The following is a 19566-nucleotide window of genomic DNA, read 5'->3' on the forward strand; positions in this document are numbered from 1 at the left end:
GGTCATCGATCGTGGCCCGCGCACGCCGGCGCAGCGCGCCGTGAGCGCTTCGGGCATTCAGCTTGCCTGTCTGTCACGCATCAGGCATCACGCATCAGGCATGCATCCCGCGCTAGGCGGGTGGCTGTGCCGGCACCTTCTGCCAGCCGCCGGGGCAGGCCTTGATATACGGGTAGTAGCCATCCGGCCGCGTGCAGTGGTACCAGTACGCCTGCTGCTGGGGCGCGGGTGCCGCGGCACCGCCGCTGTCCATGTCCATCGCGCCGTCCTGGCCTTGCTCGATGTACTGCGCCGGCGCCGCAGGTACCGCGACGACCGCGGGCCCATAGGCATAGCCGGGCGGGTAGTAGTACGGGTAGGGGTAGCCCCACCCATAGCCGTAGCCGAATCCGGGGCCGATATAGACGCCTACGCTGCCGTGCCAGCCACCATGCCAGCCGCCGCCGTGCCATCCACCACCACCGTGCCAGCCACCACTTCTTCCCGCCAGCGCGGTACCGCTCGCGCCCAGCGCCGCCAACACCAGCAAAAGCTGGCCAACCCTACGCCCGTTCATGTTGCCCACCTTGGATCGACGCGGAACGTGGTTCCGCTGGCAGCGCAGTTTGCGCCCCCTGACTGCATTGAATACCAATTTGCCGCGCGCCGCGACGCGCCGCCCTCTGGCGAAATGCGGCGTTACGCTTGTTACAGCGGAAGCGGCGCCGGCACGGGACTGTGTCAGGATTGACAAGAAAGGTGGTTCGTATCGGCGATGCGGATCAGGCACATGCGGATGCTGGCGCGGGCCTCGTCCATTGCTTAGCCCGCCGCCACCTTGGCGAGCGAGATCGGGTGGCATAGCGGGATCAGGTCAGAGGTGCGCTTGGTGGTCATGATGGCGGCCACGCGGGCAATGGCCCGGCACGTCGACTTCGGAAGCGATGCTGCGAACTGCATCGCTGATCGCTGTGGATTCTTCTACCTTCCGCTTGGCCCGCAACATTCGTCAGGGCAGGCCGGAAGCAGGGAGATTTCGACACGCCTCCCGTTGCTCACATCGCCCGGCCTGTACACGCCAGAGTGTTCTTGCACAGGCACCTGATTGAAGTTCGTCTCTTTCAAGGTACGCACGACCGCGTGGAGACGTTCCGCCGCCAGAGATTTGGGGCTGCTCTCACCTTCCTCGGCATAGCCCCCGACCGTGATGGCCTGTTGCCTCGGGTACTTGATGCGCTGATCGACCATCCAGTTCGCCAGGCGGAGCATTTCGGATGCGGTCACGACACTTGAGTTGGACGCGAAGTAAACGTCGATGTTCTTGCCCGGCATGCACGCATGCGCGCACTGCATCGACAAGAATGCTGACAGCGCAAGAACGATGTTAGCCGCGCTCATAGATCACATACCCCGCAATGCTGTCGGCGTTCTGGAGTGTCAGTCCGGGCCGAGTTTTTACGAACTTCAAACGCTGAAGATAGCCCAATGAAATCAGATATTTAGGTCTTTTCCGCCACCCAATCCCCCGACTTCCCGCCATGCTTTTCCAGCAGCTTCACATCGCCCATCACCATGCCGCGATCCACCGCCTTGCACATGTCGTAGATGGTCAGCAGCGCCACCTGCACGCCGGTCAGCGCTTCCATTTCCACGCCGGTCTGGCCGTGGGTCTCGGTGCGCACGGTGCAGCGGATGGTGGCGCTGGCCTCGTCCATGGCGTAGTCCACCGCCACCTTGGTGAGCGAGATCGGGTGGCATAGCGGGATCAGGTCAGCGGTGCGCTTGGTGGCCATGATGGCCGCCACGCGGGCAATGCCTAGCACGTCGCCTTTCTTGGCCGTGCCGTCGCGCACCAGCGCAAAGGTGGCGGGCAGCATGGTGATGGTGCCGGTGGCGATGGCCACGCGGTGGCTGTGCGCCTTGGCGCCGACGTCGACCATATGGGCTTGTCCGGCGGAATCGAAATGGGTGAGCTGGCTCATGGCGTGGACCTGGCGGATGCGGGGGAATGAATGCGTGACGGATGCGCTTGCCACGCATGCCGGGGCAGGACGTGGCAAGACCGGACGACGCCCGATGGGAATGGCTTCCGGAGGCCGCTATCATAGCAACATGCGCAAGAACCAAACGCTCGCCGGAGCGCTCTCCTCGCCTGCCCGCCAGGCGCGCCTCATGTCTTCCAGGACTTCCGTGGGCCTTGCCCGCCGCTCGCTGGTGGCGCTGGTGGCGCTGACCATCGCGTTGCCGGCCTGGCCCCAGCAGCGCCTGCTGCTCAACGACCCCACGCGTACCGCGGCGGCGGCCGCGGCCGCGCCGGGGAGCGATAGCCGTGACGGCAGCGACCAGGTCTACGACAACCTGAACCGCAGCGTGAAGGCGGGGCAGAAGTCCGATTTTGGCCTGCGCAGCAACAACACCGTGGTGGAGACCTCGGGCGTGCAGCTGCCCGACCTGGGCGACCCGTCCACCGCGTCGCTCACGCCCGACATGGAGCGGCGCCTGGGCGACCGCATCATGCGCGACATCCGGCGCGACCCGGACTACGTGTCCGATCCGCTGCTGGCCGATTACCTGAACGCGCTTGGCTATCGCCTGGTGCAGGCGGCGCGCCGGCAGAATATCTCCGGCTCTACCGGCGCCGGCACGTTTGCCACGGGGTTCGAGCTGTTCGCGGTGCGCGACCGCACCATCAACGCCTTTGCGCTGCCCGGCGGGTATATCGGCGTGCACACCGGCCTGCTGGTGCAGTCCGATACCGAGTCCGAGCTGGCCTCGGTGCTGGGCCACGAAATCGGCCACGTGATGCAGCGGCATATCGCGCGCGGCATCACCACGCAGGACCAGTCGATGTGGATCGCGCTGGCCTCGATGGTGCTGGCCGGGCTGGCCGCCACCAAGAGCGGCGACGCGGCCGCGGCGCTGGCCATGGGCGGGCAGGCGGCGGCGGTGTCCAACCAGTTGTCTTTCTCGCGCGGCGCGGAGCGCGAGGCCGACCGGGTGGGCTTCCAGATCATGACCGCTGCCGGGTTTGACCCGCAGGGCATGCCTGACTTCTTCAAGCGGCTGCAGCGCGTGATGGGGATTTCGGAAAGCTCGGTGCCGTCGTACGTGCGCACCCACCCGCTTACCTCGGAGCGCATCGCCGACATGCAGGACCGCGTGAGCCATGTGGCGGTGCGCCACGTGGCGAGCACGCCCGAGTACGAGTTCGCGCGGATGCGCGCCCGCATCCTGCAGGAAACCTCGCCTAGCGATCTGCAGAACGCGCGCGCGGCGCTGCAGGCGCAACTGGCGTCAGCCTCGCCGGTGCGCCTGCCCGCGCTCCACTACGGCATCGCGTTCGCCGAGCAGCGTCTGGGCCGCAACGCCGCGGCTGAGCAGTCGCTGGCCGAAGCCCGCCGCTTGTACGGCAACATCCCGGGCGCTACCTCGGGCAGCCCCATGCTGGATGTGATGGCGATCGAGCTGGCGCGTGCCCAGGGCCGGCAGCAGGACGCGCTGAACCAGGCGGCGGCGTCGATGAAAGCGTTTCCGTTGTCGCACGCGTTGGCGCTGAGCTATGCCGCGACCTTGCTCGATGCCGGCCGCACGGACCAGGCGGTGACCTTCCTGCGCGAGCGCACGCGTGAGGAAATTGCCCGCTCCGAGTGGTGGGACCTGCTAGCGCGGGCCTATGCCGCGCAGGGCCGGCGCGTGCAGCAGCACCAGGCGCTGGCGGAGAAATACGCCGTGGATGGGTCCTACCAGGCCGCCATCGAGCAGTTGCAGATCGCGCGCAAGGCGGGCGACGGCGATTTCTACACGCTGTCGGAAGTCGATGCGCGGCTGCACCAGCTGGAGCGCCAGTACCGCGAGGAAAAGCAGGACAACAAGGGCATGCCTAACTGACGCCGAGGCTCAGGCCGCTTGCTCAGGCCGCCTGTTCTCCCGCAGGCGGTTGCGGCTGGCGTACAAAGCCGTAGCGCGCCGGCACTTCGTCCTCGGCAATCGGCTCGATCTGCACGTCGGCGCCGTTGAAGTGAAACACGCCGAGATTGGCCCCGCAGGCCTCGCCATGCCAGGTACAGGCGCTGCTAAAGCCATCCAGGTCGTGGTCGTGCAGCAGCGCGGCTTGCAGGCCGCCGCCGCTTTCACCTTCCACCGTGCCTACCAGCATCACATTGCCGTGCTCATCCGCATGGCAGCCGTGCAGCGTGAAGGCGCGCTGCGAGGTGGTGTGCAGCTTGCCCTGGTGCAGCCGCACGATCCACGGCGCATAGGCCAGCGACACGAACACGCGCTGCGGGCCGTTCTGGAAATACCAGCCACCGCGTTCGTCGCGCTGGTAGTTGCGCTCGATAAAGGCGATCAGCGCCTCGTGGCGGATCGGGTCGCCGGACAGGCCGTGCTGCTGGGCGTACTCGTTGCGCATGCGCCATTGCCCGCGCCGGTCCAGCGCCAGCCAGCCGTAGCAGTTGGGTACGTTGGGCCAGCGGGCCATGGCTTGCTTGACTGTCTCATCCATCTTCGGTGCCTCCTTGCGGGACCGCCCGTGCCCGGGCATTCCGCTCGCATTCGTTCTGGTGACGCTGAGCCGCGGGTGCGGCCCGAAATTCAATCCACGGGGCTAATCCACGCGCTAAGCCACGGCGTCGAAAAACCGCAGGATGCGCGCTGGCAGCCACTCGATATGCCCCGCATAGGGCAGCACCGGCAGCACGCGCAGCCAATCTTCGCGCGGTGTCATGAAACCAACGTGACCGCCATGCGCGGGCTGCTCCAGCCAGACCTGCGGGCTGACATCAGCGGGGCCCGGCAGGTGGCGCGCCGGCAGGAAGGGATCGTTGCGCGCATTGAGCACCAGCGTGGGCACCTTGATTTCGCCAAGCACCGGCTTGCTGGACGCGCGCGCCCAGTAGTCGTCGGTATCGCGAAAGCCATGCAGCGGCGCCGTCACGATATTGTCGAAGGCGTACAGGTCGCGGCTGGCGAGCATGGCTTCGCGGTCGAACAGCCGGGGATATTGGCTCAGCTTGGCCAGCGACTTGCGCTTCAGGGTTTGCAGGAACATGCGCGTGTACAGCATGTTGAAGCCTTGCGACAGCGCCGCGCCGCCGCCGGCCAGGTCCAGCGGCGCCGAGACCGATGCCGCCGCGCTGATATGGCCCGCGGCGCTGCCTTGTTCGCCCAGCAAGCGCAGCAGGGCATTGCCGCCGAGCGAAATGCCCACCACCAGCAGCTTGCGCCCGTGGCCGCAGTACTGCCGGTGCAGCCGTTCCAGGATCCAGTGGAGCTCCTCGGCATCGCCCGAGTGATAGAAGCGCGGCGCCAGGTTCAGCTCACCCGAGCAGCCACGAAAGTGCGGGATCACGCCCTGCCAGCCGCGCGCCGCCAGCGCATGCATCATGGCCTGCGCGTAATGGCTGCCGGAGTCGCCCTCCAGGCCATGGAACATCACCAGCAGCGGGGTATCGGGCGTGACCGGGTGCGTGGTCCAGTCCAGGTCGACGAAGTCATCGTCCGGGGTGGTCCAGCGCTCGCGCTTGAAGGCCACGCGCGGCGGGCGCTGCGTGAAGCGCGCCGGAATGATGGTCTGGGCGTGGCCGCCGGCGAGCCACCACGGCATGCGGCGGCCGCCGCCGAACGAGTCGGTGGCGCGGAGGTCGTCCGGCGCGGGCCGGTGGTGCGAAGGCGGAAGCTGGCTCATGCCTGCAAGGCGATAGGCGGTAGGCGGTCAAGCGACGCGGCGTGACGGGCTGGCCGGCCCGTCACGCGCGCGTCCGATCCTAGTGGAGGGCCTGGCCCGGCGCCGTGCTCACGGTCGCGACCTGGGCGGCGTTGGCCGGGCTGCAATGGATGTGCGCCAGGCGCCAGCCCTCGTGGTTCTGCATCAGCACATAGGTGGTGTGCACATAGAGGTCGGCTTCGACGCGGTCGTCGCCAAAACGCAGGGCTTCGGTCACGTCGAAGATGGCGACGCCCATCGAGGTATGGCTGCTGGTCTCGATCACGTCGATCAGCACCGGCTGCACGTCCAGCAGCTGCGCAAAGGCCTGGCGCAGGTGCTCGTGGCCGATCAGGCGCTGGCCGTCCGGCATCACGCAGGTAACCGAGTCCTCATCCAGCCACAGGCGCAGCGCGCCGTCGGCATCGCGTAGCTTCATGGCCTCGCGAAAGGCTTCTACGATGTCTTCGGCGGAATCGAACAGGCGGGCAAAACGAGGCATGGTGGACTGGGCTCAGGGATTCGTTGGCCGGATAAACACGAACGGCGGGTCAGCGCTTCAGGCCCGGTTCAGGAGCTTGCGCAGCTCCACAAACACCATTTCGGGCTCGATGTCCTTCAGGCAGCGCAGGTGGCCAAGCGGGCACTCGCGCTTGAAGCACGGACTGCATTCGAGCTGCAGCCACATGATACTCGCAGCCTGCGACAGCGGGGGTGTATGGCGCGGGTCACTGGAGCCGAACACCGCCACCTGTGGCCGGTTCAGCGCCGCGGTGACGTGCATCAGGCCGGAGTCGTTGCACACGGCGGCTTCCGACATCGCCAGCAGGTCGACCGCGTCGTCCAGCGAGGTCTGGCCGCACAGGTTGCGCACGAAGGGCGCGGCCTTGACGATCTCGTCGGCGATCTCGGCGTCCTTGGGCGAGCCCAGCGTGACCATTTGCGCATACGGGAACGAGCGCTTGAGCATCTGCGCCAGCTCGGCGAAATGCGCGGCCGGCCAGCGCTTGGCCGGGCCGAACTCCGCGCCCGGGCAGAACGCGATCAGGCGCGTCTGCGGGGCAATGCCAAAGCGCTCCGCGGTCTTGGCCATGCGCACCGGATCGGTCCGCAGGCGCGGCTCGGGCAGGTTCTCCGGCAGGCGGGCGCCGGGCTTGAGCGCCAGCCGCGCGTAGTGCTCCACCATGGGCGGGCGCTGGTCGCGGGGCGGATTGCCGTGGCGGATATTGAGCAGGCCGAAGCGGGCTTCGCCGCGATAGCCGACGCGCAGCGGGATAGCGGCCAGCCAGGGGATCAGCGCGGACTTGAGCGAATTCGGCAGCACATAGGCTGCGTCGTAGCCTTCGTTCTTGAGCTGCTGGGCGAACATCAGGCGGGCCGAGAGCTGCAGCTTGCCGTGCGCCAGCTCGCTGGGGAAGACCTGGTGGATCTCGGGCATGCGGGCCAGCACCGGCGCCACCCATTTAGGGGCGAGGGCGTCGATCTGCAGGCGCGGATGGCGCGCTTTCATGAGGGTGAAGAGCGGCTGCGCCATCAGGGCGTCGCCGATCCAGTTGGGGGCGATGACGAGGGCTTTTTTCATGAATGGGGCGCTGCCGGAAGGGTGGGCGTGGCACATGCTGCGCGCGCCACGCACGCCAACGCTCCGGCGCGCCGCAGGGCGGGCCGGAGCATCGGGGTGGTGCGGTCAAGCGTGGGCCGTGTCAGTGGTGACCCTTGATCACGGTGCCGGGCTTGAGCTTGTAGACGGTACCGCAGTACGGGCACTTCACTTCGCCGGTGTCGGTCACGTCGAGGAAGACGCGCGGATGGTAGTTCCAGGTCGGCGTGTTGCCGGTGGGGCAGTGCAGCGGAAGGTCTTCCGCGCCGATTTCGATCAGGGAGGCGGTTTGCGTCATGGTGTTGCGGGGATGGCTTTCGTTTTTAATCTTTAGTCTGTTGGATGGACTGAAGTATGACTGGTTAACGGGTTAAACGGTTCGTGGTTGCCTGGCGCTTTCGGGTCCGGGGCGGCGCGCAGGGAGTGACCCATGTCGATGGCGGATCGCGACGGAAAAATCTGGATGGACGGCAAGTTGATCGAATGGCGCGACGCCAAGGTCCATGTGCTGACCCATACCCTGCATTACGGCATGGGCGTGCTTGAAGGCGTACGTGCCTGCAAGACGCCGCCCGGCACCACGATCTTCCGCCTCAAGGAGCACACCCGCCGCCTGTTCAACTCGGCCAAGATCTTCCAGATGCAGATGCCTAGCCATGAAAAGAGACATTGTAAACCCCGAGACCCCCTGTGCCAACGCGGGCGCGGGCCCGCCGGGGTCTAAAATCGTCACATTGTGTATGCCGCCACTGCCGCCCGTGACCCTGCCGCCGCCGTCTCGACCCTCCGCCTCCCGTCGTGAATCCCCAGCCCGCATGCACGCCAGGCGGCTGCGCGAGATGCTGTTCTCAGGCGCCTCGGAGGCGGCGATCGGCGAAATGCTGGCGCCTTGGGGGCAGGGAACCGAGCGCGCCGAAATGCTGGTGGAAGCGGCGCTGGCCAGCGGCGATGCCGCGTTGCTCGACCGGGTGGTGCCACCCTGGCGCTGGCGCATCTTGCTGGCGATCCTGGACTGTCTCTATTTCGACTGGGATCCCCGCTTCCAGCCCTACCTGGATTACGGGCTGGCCCGCCATGCCGACGATCCGCAGGCGCTGCCGGTCCCCATTCGCACCGCGCTGGCCGAGGGCCGGCTGTACGCTGGCGAGCGCCCGGCGGCCCTGGCCTTGCTAGCCACGACGGGCAACGCCAGCGGCGGCGATGGCGACGCCCTGCGTGCTTTTGCCCACTTGCAGGAAGGCGACTGGCCAGCCGCCCAGGCGGGCTTCGAGGCTGCGCTCAAGCGGCTACGCGCCGAAAGCCGCCAGCGCACCGGCTTGTTGCCGCCCTCGCTGGCGCCTTGCTACCCGCTGTCCTTGCTGGCCCAGCGCACGCCGGCCCACCTCGAACAAGCCCGCAAGTTCTGCCAGGCGGAAGCGGGCACGCGCAGCCCGGTGCCGACCGAGCGCTGGGGGCTGTGGTGCCACGTGCTGGCCGTGCACAAGGGGGATGCGCGGCTGGACGAGTCCGCGTTCGACTTGCGCCCCGAGGTGCCGCCGCTTGCGCAGTTCTGGCGCGTGCTGCTGCGCGCCTGGCTCGGCGACGTGAAGCAAGCCAGCGGACGGCGCCAGCCGGCGGCCGCCCGCGCCGAGGCCGTCGCGGCGCTGCGCGCGCGCCTGCAAGGCTGCGGCCTGCACTGGTTCGCGCAGCAACTGGACGCCGCGCTGGCGCTGGAAGCGGGCGAACCGGTGCCGCAGGCTTTCTTTGCCGGCCAGCGCCAGGAAAGCTGGCGGCTCGCGCTCGAAGCGTTGCAGGCCCTGGCGGGCGAGACGCGCGCGCCCGACGGCGCCAGCGCTAGCCGCCTGTTGTGGGCGTTGACCATCGACGCCGACGGCGCGGTCGGCACCATCGAGCCGCTGGAGCAGCAGCGCGGAGCGCGCGGCTGGAACAAGCCGCGTCCCGTGCCGCTGGCCCGCCTTGCCGAAGACGACCGGCTGGAGCCGTGGGACGCCCGTGTCGCCCGGGCGGTGCGCCGCGACCAGTCCTATCACCGCCGCTACGTGCTCGATCGCGCCGCCGCCATGCTGGCGCTGGTCGGGCATCCGGGCGTGGTGCTGGCGCAGGCGCCCGAGCAGACGCTGGAAGTGGTGGAGGGCGCTCCCACGCTGGAAGTGGTGCGCCAGGGCGGCCGCTACACCTTGCGGGTCTCGCCCCCGGTGCGCGAGGCCCCGGCGATGGACAGCTTCCTGCCCGCCGGCAGCCGCGCGGACGCCGAGGCCTTGCGCCAGATCACGGTGCTGCGTGAAGGCTCGCAGCGCCTGCGCGTGATCCGCCTCACGCCCGCGCAGCAGGGCGCGGCCCAACTGATCGCCGACGGGCTGGCGGTGCCGGCCGAGGCCCATGCGCAGCTTGATGCCACGCTGCGCGCGCTGTCCGGTCACTTTCAGGTGCACTCTGACCATGACGGCAGCGCCCGCGAGCTCGAGACCGAGAGCCGGCTGCGCGCCGAGTTGTCCCCGCTGGGCGAAGGCCTTTCGCTGCGCCTGGTGGTGACGCCGCTGGGCCCCCTCGGGCCACGGCTGGCCCCGGGCAGCGGGCGCGAGCGGCTGATGGCGGCGGTCAAGGGGGAGAGCCTGGCCACGGTGCGCGACCTCAAGGCTGAGTTGGCAAGCGTGGCTGCAGTGTTCGACGCGCTGCCCTTCCTGGTGCCGCGCTCGCCGGAAAGCGGCGAATACGACTGGACCCTGGCCGACCCGGAGGAAGCGTTGTCGGTGGTCGAGCAGTTGCCCGGGCTGCCCGCCGTGCTGGCGGTGGAGTGGCCCCGGGGCAAGGAAATCCGCGTGGTGGGCGCCGACATCCCGCAACTGGCGGTACATATCGAAACCGAGAGCGAATGGTTCAAGCTGGTCGGCGAGCTGGGCGTGGCCGAGGGACTGGTGCTGCAGCTCGGCGAGTTGCTGGCCTGGGCTGGCAGCCATGCCGGGCGCTTCATGCCGATGGGGCAGGGCGTGTACGTCGCGCTCACGCGCAGCCTGCGCGCCAGGCTGCGCGACCTGGCCAGCGTGGCGCACAACGTGCCCGATGGCATCAAGGTGCCGCTGATGGCGGCGCCCTGGCTGGACGACGTGCTGGCCGGCGCCGGCATCGACCCCGACCAGCATTTCCGCCAGCGCGTGGCGCGGCTGCGCCGGGCGCGCAACAGCGACGCCGTGCTGCCGGCCAACCTGGCCGCGCAACTGCGGCCCTACCAGGAAGACGGCTACCGCTGGGCCATGTCGCTCGCCGAGGCCGGCTTCGGCGCCTGCCTGGCCGACGACATGGGGCTGGGCAAGACGCTGCAGGCGCTCGCCGTGATGCTGGCGCGCGCCGACGGCGGCGCCGCGCTGGTGATCGCGCCGACCTCCGTGTGCGGCAACTGGGCCGAAGAGGCAAGGCGCTTCGCGCCGACGCTGCGCGTGCACATCTATGCCGAGGGCGAGCGCGCGGCCTTGCTGGAACAGGCCGGCCCGCATGACGTGGTGATCGTCTCGTACACGCTGCTGCTGCAGGCGCGCGACGCCTTCTGCCAGCGCGCGTGGCACACGGTGGTGGCCGACGAAGCGCAGGCGTTCAAGAACGCCGCCACCAAACGCTCGCAGGCGGTGTTCGAGCTGCGGGCCGATTTCCGCATGGCGCTGTCGGGCACGCCGGTGGAAAACCGGCTGGCCGAGCTGTGGTCGATCATGCGCTTTTGCAACCCCGGCCTGCTTGGCTCGCTGGCCCGCTTCAACGAGCACTTCGCCGTGCCGATCGAGCGCAATGGCGTGCGCGAGGCGGCCCAGCGGCTGCGCCGCATGATCGCGCCGTTTGTGCTGCGCCGGACCAAGGCCCAGGTGCTGGACGAACTGCCGCCGCGCACCGAGCTGGTGTTGCGCATCGAGCCGGACCCGATCGAGGCGGCCCACTATGAAGCGCTGCGCCGCCAGGCACTCGCCGAAGCCGAGGCCGTGGTCAAAGGCCCGAAGGCCCGCAAGACCGCCGCCGGCCAGCCCGCCGCCGAGGCGCGCATCCATGTGCTGGCGCAACTCATGCGGATGCGGCGCGCCGCCTGCGACGCGCGCCTGGTCACGCCCGAGCTGCAACTGGAACTCGGGCAGGCGGGCGCCAAGGTGCGCGCCTTCGTGCAACTGGCGGGCGAGCTGGCCGCCAACGGGCACAAGACGCTGGTCTTCAGCCAGTTCGTCGACTTCCTGCAACTGCTGCGCCAGGGGCTGGACGAGGCTGGCCTGGCCTGGCAGTACCTCGACGGCGCCACGCCGGCGGCCGAGCGCACGCGGCGCGTGGCGGCGTTCCAGGCTGGCGAGGGCGATGTCTTCCTGATCAGCCTGAAGGCCGGCGGCTTCGGCCTCAACCTGACGGCCGCCGACTACGTGATCATCGCCGACCCCTGGTGGAACCCGGCGGCCGAGGACCAGGCCATGGGCCGCGCCCACCGCATCGGGCAGCAGCGCCCGGTGACCGTCTACCGGCTGATCAGCGCGGGCACCATCGAGGAACGCATCCTCACGCTGCATCACGGCAAGCGCGCGCTGGCCGATGGCATCCTGGAGGCGGGCGAGGACGGCGGGGCCGGATTCATCGGCACGGCGGCGGCGCTGCCGGACATCGACGAACTGGTGGGGCTGCTGCGCAGCTAGGGGTGCAAGGGGTGCAAGGGGTGCAAGGGGTGCAAGGGGCGCTTTCGCCTTTCACCTGTGCGGGCGGCGGGGCGCCGGTCCATGTCTGCTTATACCAACATGGCATACCTTCAAGCGAACTCCATCGTTGGTAATGCGGCGGATCGTTGGTATCTTGCTGTTTTGGCCCGGGGCGCCAGACCCCGGCCAGCAGCCCCGACCCGCATTCCACTTTTCGACGGTACCCCCATGTTCCGCACTGCTACCCGCCGCATCTCGTCCGCTTTCCAGTCCCGTTCGTTCCGTGCTTCCCGCCTGGCCGCCGGCCTTGGCTTGCTGGCCGCGCTAGGCACGCTGGCCGCACCGGCCTGCGCGCAGGATCCGGCCGCCTGGCCGACCCAGCCGATCACCATCCTGATGGGCTTTACCGCTGGTTCCGGCGTGGACATGGTGGGACGCACGCTGCAGGAATCGCTGCAGAAGTCGCTCAAGGCCACCATCATCTATGACTACCGCCCCGGCGCCGGTGGCAATGTGGCCTCCGAAGTGGTGGCCCATGCCAAGCCCGACGGCTACACGCTGCTGCTCGGCACCGCCGCCACCCACGGCATCAACCCGGCCCTGTACAAGAGCTTGCCGTTCGACGCCGAAGCCGATTTCACGCCCGTCGCGCCGCTGGTGGAAGTCTCCAACGTGCTGACCGTGAATCCCGCCGTGATCGACGTGAAGTCGGTCAAGGAGTTCATCGAGAAGGTCAAGGCCAACCCCGGCAAGTACAACTACGCGTCGACCGGCAACGGTACCGGCACGCACCTGGCCTTCGCCGAATTCAACGCGCGCGCCGGCCTGGATATGGTCCATGTGCCGTACAAGGGCGGGCCCGATGCGCTGCAAGCCGTGCTCAAGGGCGAGGTCTGCTGCATTTTTAATCAGGTGCAGAGCGTGTTGCCGCAGTACCGCGCCGGCAAGGTGCGGCTGCTTGGCGTGACCACCAAGAACCGTGTGGCGGTGATTCCCGAAGTGCCGACGATTGCCGAGAGCGGGTTGACCGGCTTCAACAGCACCATCTGGTTTGGCTTCTTCGGCCCCAAGGGGCTGGATCCCAAGATCAGCAAGAAGATCAACGATGCGGTCAAGGTTGCGCTGGAAACGCCGGCGATCCGGCAGAAACTGATCGAGGCGGGGAATTCGCCGCGGATCGAGACGGTTGAGCAGTTCAGGACTACGGTGAAGGCGGATCGGCAGAAGTGGGCGGGGGTGGTTAGGAGTGTTGGGGCGTCTATTGATTGATATGGCGTTGGTTGTTGGGTGCAGGGGCAGAACCGTTGGATCTTGCTGTTTGATTTGGCTTTGATTTGATACGGTGTTGGTTTTTGCACCCAAAAGCCATACGACATCCCCCTGCGGGGGCTGCCGGTCACTCTTCTTTGCGTCGGCAAAGAAGACTAACGAGAAGAAAGCCGACCCTGCCGGGGGCAGAGCAATCAGGCTTATGTGGGGCGGTGGTTGCGTCGTACGGCCCGGAGTGTTGGCTGGCCTTTGCCATACCGGCTTAGAGGTCATCGCTACGTCATGACCCAATGGTCACGTGGTGGTGCCCCTGATCGCTTTGCTCGGTGCGCGTTCGGGCATCTGCCGTTCGCGGTGCGTAGCGCCACGATCCTGCCTGCCTTGGTGGTTTCGTGGTTTTGTCTCTGGCGGCGGGCGCCCGGCCATTTGATGCCCTGCCGTACCGGCGCTACCAGCACCTTGCTATTCACTTCCCTGGTTTCGTGGTGGGCACCGTGGCCCGGTCTGCAGGGCCGTGCTCACACCCACGATGCTCGTCCTCCGAGATAAAACCACGAAACCAGCCACACCCGAAACGGCGCAGCACTTCGCCCCGCGAACGGCAGATGTGGGAATGGTCACCGCACACGAGGTCAGGGGCCGCACCACGTAACCCGTAGGTCATGCAAGTGCGATGTCCTTTGGGCCGGTAGGATCCGCCAGCCAACACTCCGGGCCGTACGACGAGACCACCGAGGCAAAAACAGCCTGATTGCTCTGCCCCCGGCAGGGCGGCTTTCTTTTCGTTAGTTTTCTTTGCCGGTTGTATAGACCGGGGACATGGGTGACACATGTGCGAGGACATGGTTGACACATTTTAAGCGGCATTCGGGTCGTTTAGGTCGATGCTTCCGAAGCGATGATGTGCGAAGTAAAGGGCGTATTTGCCGCTGTGTCTGGCGTCAGGCCGCAGCGCCACGTGCAGCTTGGCTAGGGCATTCGAAACCTTGAAGCGACGTCCCTGGAAACAGAGCTCGCCGTGCCATTTGACCTGCACTACGGTGTCGTCAGGGCCGTATTCGATGGGCGGCAACTGCTCCGGATATGGCCTCGGGCTGGGCCGATACCGCGTGACGGGCGTCGCCAGGCCAAGGGCTTCGTGAGGTCGCTGCTGGTTGTAGACATCGCGCCAGCGATCGAATGCGCGCTGCGCATAACGGCAGGAAGCAAAGTCGTTGCCGGTGAGCACCTCGGCCTTAAAGGTGCGGTGGAACCGCTCATCCTTGCCATTGGTTTGTGGGTGCGCGGGGCGGCTATGGCTCAGGCGTACGCCCAGGCGAATCAACCAGATCGCCAGGGCCGTGAGCTGGCCGGGTTGGGAAGGGCTGCCCCAGGGCGCACCGTTGTCGGCGTTGATGCGCAGCGGCAGCCCATAACGACGGAAAGCCTCGCGCAGATGGCGCTGCACCACTGCAGTCTGGGTTCTGGTGCAGGCCGTGAGCAGGATATTGAAGCGGGAATGGTCGTCCAGCACTGTCAGCGGGTAACACGGCACGCCGTCTCGGGTGGCAAACCAGCCTTTGTAGTCCATTTGCCAGAGATGGTTGGGCTCGGGATGCTCGAAACGCTGCCATGCCACCGATTTGGCGGAGGCCTCCGGGGTAATTAGCCCGTGGCGATGCAGGATCGAGGTGACAGTGCTGGGAGCCGGCGCCTCGGTATGCCCCAGGTCCTGCAAGCGGCGGCTGATCTTGCGCCCGCCCCAGGCAGGATGCTGCTGGCGAAGCGCGATCACGGCCTGTTCAAGGTCGGCGTGGGTCTGTTCCGGGCTGCGACTGGGCCGCCGAGAGCGGTCGACCAGACCGGCCTCGCCTTGCTCGGCATAGCGCGCGAGCCATTTGTAGGCGGTCTGGGGACTGATGCTGAAACGCCGGCATAACTCGCGGCGATTGCTGCCCTCTTGCTGGGCCAGAAGGATGAATTCTTGACGAAGGCTCATGGTGTCGCGCGTGCTCCAAGGCATGGTCGGATTCCGGGCAGATTCATTGCCCGAAAGTGTCAACCATGTCCTCGCACACCCGTCACCTATGTCCCCGGTCTATACACCGGTCAAAGAAAAGTGACCGGCAGCCCCCGCAGGGGGATGTCGTATGGCTTTTGGGTCCAAAAACCAACGCCGATGAAATAAACAGCGACCAACCCCGCAGCCAACCAGCCCATCCCCTCAACAAGTTAAGCAACCACTTACCACCCCCTCCCACTCCCCCTATAATGCCCAATTCCCCCTAAGCCCAAGGGCTAGCCCGCCCCCGGGCGGCTGCCATCCCCCGCCTTCAGCTATGACCTTCCGACCGCCCCAGGCCCTGCTGCGTCCCTGGCATCGTTTTGCCCCGGCCGAGCGGGCCGGCTTTATCGAGGGGGCGCGTTATTTCGCGCCTTCCCTGCCTGCCGTGTTCTCCTGGGGACTGGTGACGGGCGTGGCCATGAGCAAGTCGGTGATGAACGTGCCCGAGGCGATCGGCATGTCCTTGCTGGTCTACGCGGGCTCGGCTCAGTTGTCCGTGCTGCCGTTGTTCGCGGCGGGCCTGCCGTTGTGGACGGTGTGGCTGACCGCCGCCATCGTCAACCTGCGCTTCGTGATCTTCAGCGCGGGGCTGCAGCCGCATTTCAGCTATCTGCCGCTGTGGCGCCGCACGCTGCTGGGGTCGTTCAATGGCGACCTGCATTTCGTCTACTTCATGCAGCGCTATGCCACGCCAGGCCATGAGCCGGGCAAGGAGGGGTACTTCTGGGGCATGGCGCTGACCAATTTCGCCATGTGGCAGGTCTCGTCGATCATCGGCATCGTGCTGGCCAGCGCGTTCCCGGATAGCTGGGGCCTGGGGCTGGCTGGCACGCTGGCGCTGATTCCCGTGATGGTCACGACCATCCGCTCGCGCTCGACGCTGCTGGCGGTGGCTGTGGCTTCCGCGCTGGCGCTGCTGTGCTTCGACCTGCCTTACCGGCTCGGCCTGGTGGCGGCGGTGGTGGGGGCGATCGCGGCCGGCATGGCCAGCGACGAACTGGCAGCTCGCGCGACCTTGCGGGGCATCCGCCGCCGCAAGGCCGAGCATGCGCCCGCGCAGGCGGCGGCCCGGTCAGCGGCCCAGTCAGCAGCCCCGGCGGCAGAGGACCGGGCATGAGCCATCTCGAGATCTGGATCGCGCTGGTTGGCATGGCGCTGGTGACCATCGTCACGCGTGCGTTGTTCCTGATGGCGGGCGAGCGCGTAACGGTGCCGGACCGCATCCAGCGCGCGCTGCGCTACGCGCCGGCGGCGGCGCTGGCGGCCATCATCCTGCCCGACCTGATGACCTGGCAGGGGCATTTCACGCTGGCCCCCAGCAACTACAAGCTGGTGGCCGGCGCGGTGGCGCTGGTGTTCTACCTGGTGACGCGGCGCATGGTGGGCATGATTGTGGCGGGCATGGCGGTCTATACCGCCATGCGGCTGCTCGGCTGAGCCGGGGCCGGGCGAACGCCGGGCCCCGAAGGCGCGAGAAGGTGCGAGAAGGTGCGATCCGCTAGGCCGCGTCGCTGGCGTCGCTCGGCCCTTGCGGCGCGGGGCCAAGCGCCGTGCTCAGCTGCGTCAGCAGCCGCGCCAGGCGGGCCTGCGTGCTGGCGCCGGTCTTGAGGAATACCGCCTTGAGCTGGCTGCGCGCGGTTTCGTGGCGCACGTTCAGGCGCTCGCTGGCTTCGGGCAGGCCCATGCCGGTGGCCAGCAGGCTTGCCAGGCGGGTCTCGGCGGGCGTCAGTCCATAGACTTCGCGCAGTAGTTGCGGCAGTTCCGCCGGTGCCTGCGCGTCTTCATGGATCACCACCAGCGCGGCGGGTTGCTGCCAGGGCAGCGCAAAGATGTGGGAGGGCGGCAGCGGCAGCACGATCAGCTGCGCGCTGACGCCGTTGCCATGGCGGGCGATTGCCGCCTGCGCCGGTACCGTGCTGCGCGGCGCGCAGGCGGCCGTCACCATGTCGGCCAGCGAGCGCGACAACTGCCACTCGCCCGTCTTGCCGGCGGGGGCCAGCCGCCGCACCCAGCGCTCGCCGATGCCATTGCTCAGCAGCACGCGCCGCTCGGGCGAGAAGGCGATCACGCCGAACGACAGGCGCTCCAGGATCTGCCCTGACAGTTGCGCCAGCGTCGACAGCCCGATGGTGCGGTCGCGCATGGCCATGGCGCTGCGCATGTGGGGCAGCGCCCAGTCCAGCGCGCTGACATCCGCCGGCGTGAAATTGCCTTGGGAAAACGAGCGCTGCAGCGCGAAATACACCTCGTAGTGGGGCTTTCGCTCGACCAGGCAGGCCGCGTAGGAGCATAGGTCGAAGCGGTGGAAGAACTCCCGGTAGAAGGGGCTGCGCTGCATCGCGCCTTCGCCGAAATCGCGCGCGTCGATATACCACTCCCCGGGGGAGAGGTTGTGGGCAAACAGCTTGCCCGGATCCAGCGCGTGGAACTCCTTCTCGTAGGCGCTGAACAGCTCCTGCACCGGGCGCACGACCTCATTGACCGTCATCAGGTCGCGATCGGTGTCGCGCACGATCATCGATGCGTGCGCGCTGCCTACGATGTTGCTCAAGGTGTGCAGGCTTCGCTGCCAGGCCTGCGCGTCAAGAATCCCTTCGTACAAGCCACGGATTGCCCCGTGCATGTCTTCGTTCATGGTTACCCCTGCCTTCGCGACAACGGCGCTAGCCGCGTGGCGCCGACGCCGCTTACCGTAAGCGTGTCCGGCACCAGTGCCTTGGGTCCCGTCTGAGGCGGGCCTCTGGCTATGTTCTTGCGTGCTTATCTTGTACCGATTTGTGCATACATTGCGCGCTTTGGCAGCAGCGTACGAGACACAATGCAATTGTCGCACCCCCCATTCAGGGGGTACGTTGCAAGGATGCGGCACGTTGCGCATCGCATGTGGCGAACGGGGCACCCACAGGCGGATGCATCCGGGCCGCAATCCCGCAAAATGGCCCTTGCGATCAGGTAAAATGCCGATTTTCCCCGATTTTCGCTCTCCAGCCACCGCCATGACCTCTGTCCTGCGTCTTTCCGATCTCATCTCCCAAGGCAAAATTGCCGGCAAGCGGGTTTTTATCCGCGCCGACCTGAACGTGCCGCAGGATGACGCCGGCCAAATCACCGAAGATACCCGCATCCGCGCCTCGGTGCCCGCCATCGAGGCCTGCCTGCAGGCAGGCGCCGCCGTGATGGTGACGTCGCACCTGGGCCGTCCGACCGAAGGCGAGTTCAAGCCCGAGGATTCGCTAGCGCCCGTGGCCAAGCGCCTGGCCGAGTTGCTCGGCAAGCCGGTCAAGCTGGTGCAGAACTGGGTCGACGGCAACGGCGAAGTGAGCGCGGTCAAGCCGGGCGAAGTGGTGCTGCTGGAAAACTGCCGCGTCAACAAGGGCGAGAAGAAGAACAGCGACGAACTGGCGCAGAAAATGGCCAAGCTGTGCGACGTCTACGTCAACGATGCCTTCGGTACCGCGCACCGCGCCGAAGCCACCACCCACGGCATCGCCAAATACGCGCCCATCGCCTGCGCCGGCCCGCTGCTGGCCGCCGAGATCGATGCGCTGGGCAAGGCCCTGGGCCAGCCGGCGCGTCCGCTGGTGGCAATCGTCGCCGGCTCCAAGGTGTCTACCAAGCTGACCATCCTCAAGACGCTGGCCGGCAAGGTCGACAACCTGATCGTCGGCGGCGGCATCGCCAATACCTTCATGCTGGCTGCCGGCCTGAAGATCGGCAAGTCGCTGGCCGAGGCTGACCTGGTGGCCGACGCGCGCACCATCATCGATCTCATGGCCGCGCGCGGCGCCTCGGTGCCCATCCCCGTGGACGTGGTGTGCGCCAAGGAATTCAGCGCCACCGCCGTGGCCACCGTCAAGGACGCGAAGGACGTGGCCGACGACGACATGATCCTCGATATCGGCCCCAAGACCGCGCAGATGCTGGCGGAGCAGCTCAAGCTGGCCGGCACCATCGTGTGGAACGGCCCGGTCGGCGTGTTCGAGTTCGACCAGTTCAGCAATGGCACCAAGGTGCTGGCCCAAGCCATCGCCGAGTCCAAGGCGTTCTCGATCGCCGGCGGCGGCGACACGCTGGCGGCCATCGCCAAGTACGGCATCGCTGACCAGGTGGGCTACATCTCCACCGGTGGCGGCGCCTTCCTGGAGTTCCTGGAAGGCAAGAAGCTGCCCGCGTTCGAGGTGCTGGAACAGCGCGCCGCGGGCTGACCGAATTTGCCGAGTTGTTCCGCGGCAGCCCAGCCACGCCGTTGCGCATGGCCGGGCTGCCGTGTTTGCTTGCGGTGTGCCGCTGTCCTACCTGCGCTGGCCCTCGATAA

General features: G+C 67.3%; 17 protein-coding genes and 1 pseudogene. 7 read left to right on the forward strand and 11 right to left on the reverse strand.

The genetic code is table 11. The features are described 5' to 3' along the window. Positions 1 to 112: 112 nt before the first annotated feature. The 4 genes from F7R26_RS03275 to moaC all read right to left on the reverse strand — a co-directional run bounded on the left by F7R26_RS03275 (position 113) and on the right by moaC (position 1961). On the reverse strand, positions 113 to 556 hold the full coding sequence (locus tag F7R26_RS03275; protein ID WP_150991872.1) for a hypothetical protein: 444 nt from the start codon (positions 554 to 556) through the stop codon (positions 113 to 115). Positions 557 to 801: 245 nt separating this feature from the next. Continuing rightward, positions 802 to 939 (reverse strand): cyclic pyranopterin monophosphate synthase MoaC, encoded by a 138-nt coding sequence (locus tag F7R26_RS03280; protein ID WP_416351300.1) that lies wholly within the window; start codon positions 937 to 939, stop codon positions 802 to 804. Positions 940 to 960: 21 nt separating this feature from the next. Beyond that, positions 961 to 1311 carry a hypothetical protein gene (locus F7R26_RS03285; RefSeq protein WP_170301995.1) on the reverse strand — a complete coding sequence of 117 codons (351 nt, stop codon included), beginning with the start codon at positions 1309 to 1311 and terminating at the stop codon, positions 961 to 963. 167 nt (positions 1312 to 1478) lie between these two features. Beyond that, a complete protein-coding gene (gene moaC, locus F7R26_RS03290) occupies positions 1479 to 1961 on the reverse strand; it encodes a cyclic pyranopterin monophosphate synthase MoaC (RefSeq protein WP_150991868.1) in 483 nt (160 codons plus the stop codon). A gap of 190 nt (positions 1962 to 2151) precedes the next feature. On the opposite strand from moaC, the gene F7R26_RS03295 reads away from it, so the two are divergent. After that, positions 2152 to 3867: a beta-barrel assembly-enhancing protease gene (locus F7R26_RS03295; RefSeq protein WP_150991928.1), complete on the forward strand. Its 1716-nt coding sequence runs from the start codon at positions 2152 to 2154 to the stop codon at positions 3865 to 3867. Positions 3868 to 3889: 22 nt separating this feature from the next. Here F7R26_RS03295 and F7R26_RS03300 read toward each other — a convergent pair whose 3' ends face one another. The 5 genes from F7R26_RS03300 to F7R26_RS03320 all read right to left on the reverse strand — a co-directional run bounded on the left by F7R26_RS03300 (position 3890) and on the right by F7R26_RS03320 (position 7581). Then, the gene (locus F7R26_RS03300) at positions 3890 to 4483 is read right to left on the reverse strand and encodes a DUF2946 family protein (RefSeq protein ID WP_150991866.1); all 594 of its coding nucleotides are present in this window, start codon (positions 4481 to 4483) and stop codon (positions 3890 to 3892) included. A gap of 114 nt (positions 4484 to 4597) precedes the next feature. Further along, positions 4598 to 5665, reverse strand: a complete 1068-nt coding sequence (locus F7R26_RS03305) for a YheT family hydrolase (protein ID WP_193692124.1) — start codon at positions 5663 to 5665, stop codon at positions 4598 to 4600. A gap of 79 nt (positions 5666 to 5744) precedes the next feature. Beyond that, a complete protein-coding gene (locus F7R26_RS03310) occupies positions 5745 to 6185 on the reverse strand; it encodes a YybH family protein (RefSeq protein ID WP_150991864.1) in 441 nt (146 codons plus the stop codon). Between the two features lie 57 nt (positions 6186 to 6242). Continuing rightward, positions 6243 to 7265 carry a lipopolysaccharide heptosyltransferase II gene (waaF, locus tag F7R26_RS03315; protein ID WP_150991862.1) on the reverse strand — a complete coding sequence of 341 codons (1023 nt, stop codon included), beginning with the start codon at positions 7263 to 7265 and terminating at the stop codon, positions 6243 to 6245. Between the two features lie 121 nt (positions 7266 to 7386). Continuing rightward, complete coding sequence (locus tag F7R26_RS03320) at positions 7387 to 7581, reverse strand: zinc-finger domain-containing protein (RefSeq protein WP_006158072.1); 195 nt, start codon at positions 7579 to 7581, stop codon at positions 7387 to 7389. A 132-nt stretch (positions 7582 to 7713) separates the two neighbouring features. Between F7R26_RS03320 and F7R26_RS03325 the strand changes: the two are divergent. The 3 genes and pseudogenes from F7R26_RS03325 to F7R26_RS03335 all read left to right on the forward strand — a co-directional run. Beyond that, a pseudogene (locus F7R26_RS03325) lies at positions 7714 to 7944 on the forward strand (branched chain amino acid aminotransferase); the annotation flags it as partial. 1066 nt (positions 7945 to 9010) lie between these two features. Next, positions 9011 to 11938: a DEAD/DEAH box helicase gene (locus F7R26_RS03330; protein WP_416351319.1), complete on the forward strand. Its 2928-nt coding sequence runs from the start codon at positions 9011 to 9013 to the stop codon at positions 11936 to 11938. A 228-nt stretch (positions 11939 to 12166) separates the two neighbouring features. Continuing rightward, complete coding sequence (locus F7R26_RS03335; RefSeq protein ID WP_150991860.1) at positions 12167 to 13207, forward strand: Bug family tripartite tricarboxylate transporter substrate binding protein; 1041 nt, start codon at positions 12167 to 12169, stop codon at positions 13205 to 13207. A gap of 856 nt (positions 13208 to 14063) precedes the next feature. Here the strand turns inward: F7R26_RS03335 and F7R26_RS03340 are convergent. After that, positions 14064 to 15209, reverse strand: coding sequence for an IS481 family transposase (locus F7R26_RS03340; protein WP_193692081.1), 1146 nt, complete (start codon positions 15207 to 15209; stop codon positions 14064 to 14066). A gap of 316 nt (positions 15210 to 15525) precedes the next feature. On the opposite strand from F7R26_RS03340, the gene F7R26_RS03345 reads away from it, so the two are divergent. Together F7R26_RS03345 and F7R26_RS03350 are read left to right on the forward strand one after the other, a co-directional pair. Then, a complete protein-coding gene (locus F7R26_RS03345; protein ID WP_150992687.1) occupies positions 15526 to 16368 on the forward strand; it encodes an AzlC family ABC transporter permease in 843 nt (280 codons plus the stop codon). Next, positions 16365 to 16688: an AzlD domain-containing protein gene (locus tag F7R26_RS03350; protein WP_043343936.1), complete on the forward strand. Its 324-nt coding sequence runs from the start codon at positions 16365 to 16367 to the stop codon at positions 16686 to 16688. The genes F7R26_RS03345 and F7R26_RS03350 overlap by 4 nt, the downstream gene beginning before the upstream one ends. 61 nt (positions 16689 to 16749) lie before the next feature. Here the strand turns inward: F7R26_RS03350 and F7R26_RS03355 are convergent, their stop codons facing one another. Then, positions 16750 to 17886 carry a helix-turn-helix transcriptional regulator gene (locus F7R26_RS03355; RefSeq protein ID WP_150992689.1) on the reverse strand — a complete coding sequence of 379 codons (1137 nt, stop codon included), beginning with the start codon at positions 17884 to 17886 and terminating at the stop codon, positions 16750 to 16752. 361 nt (positions 17887 to 18247) lie between these two features. On the opposite strand from F7R26_RS03355, the gene F7R26_RS03360 reads away from it, so the two are divergent. After that, positions 18248 to 19456: a phosphoglycerate kinase gene (locus F7R26_RS03360; RefSeq protein WP_170302015.1), complete on the forward strand. Its 1209-nt coding sequence runs from the start codon at positions 18248 to 18250 to the stop codon at positions 19454 to 19456. Positions 19457 to 19566: the final 110 nt, after the last annotated feature.

Origin of the sequence: Cupriavidus basilensis, assembly GCF_008801925.2 — a bacterium.
GTDB classification, from domain to species: Bacteria; Pseudomonadota; Gammaproteobacteria; order Burkholderiales; family Burkholderiaceae; genus Cupriavidus; species Cupriavidus basilensis.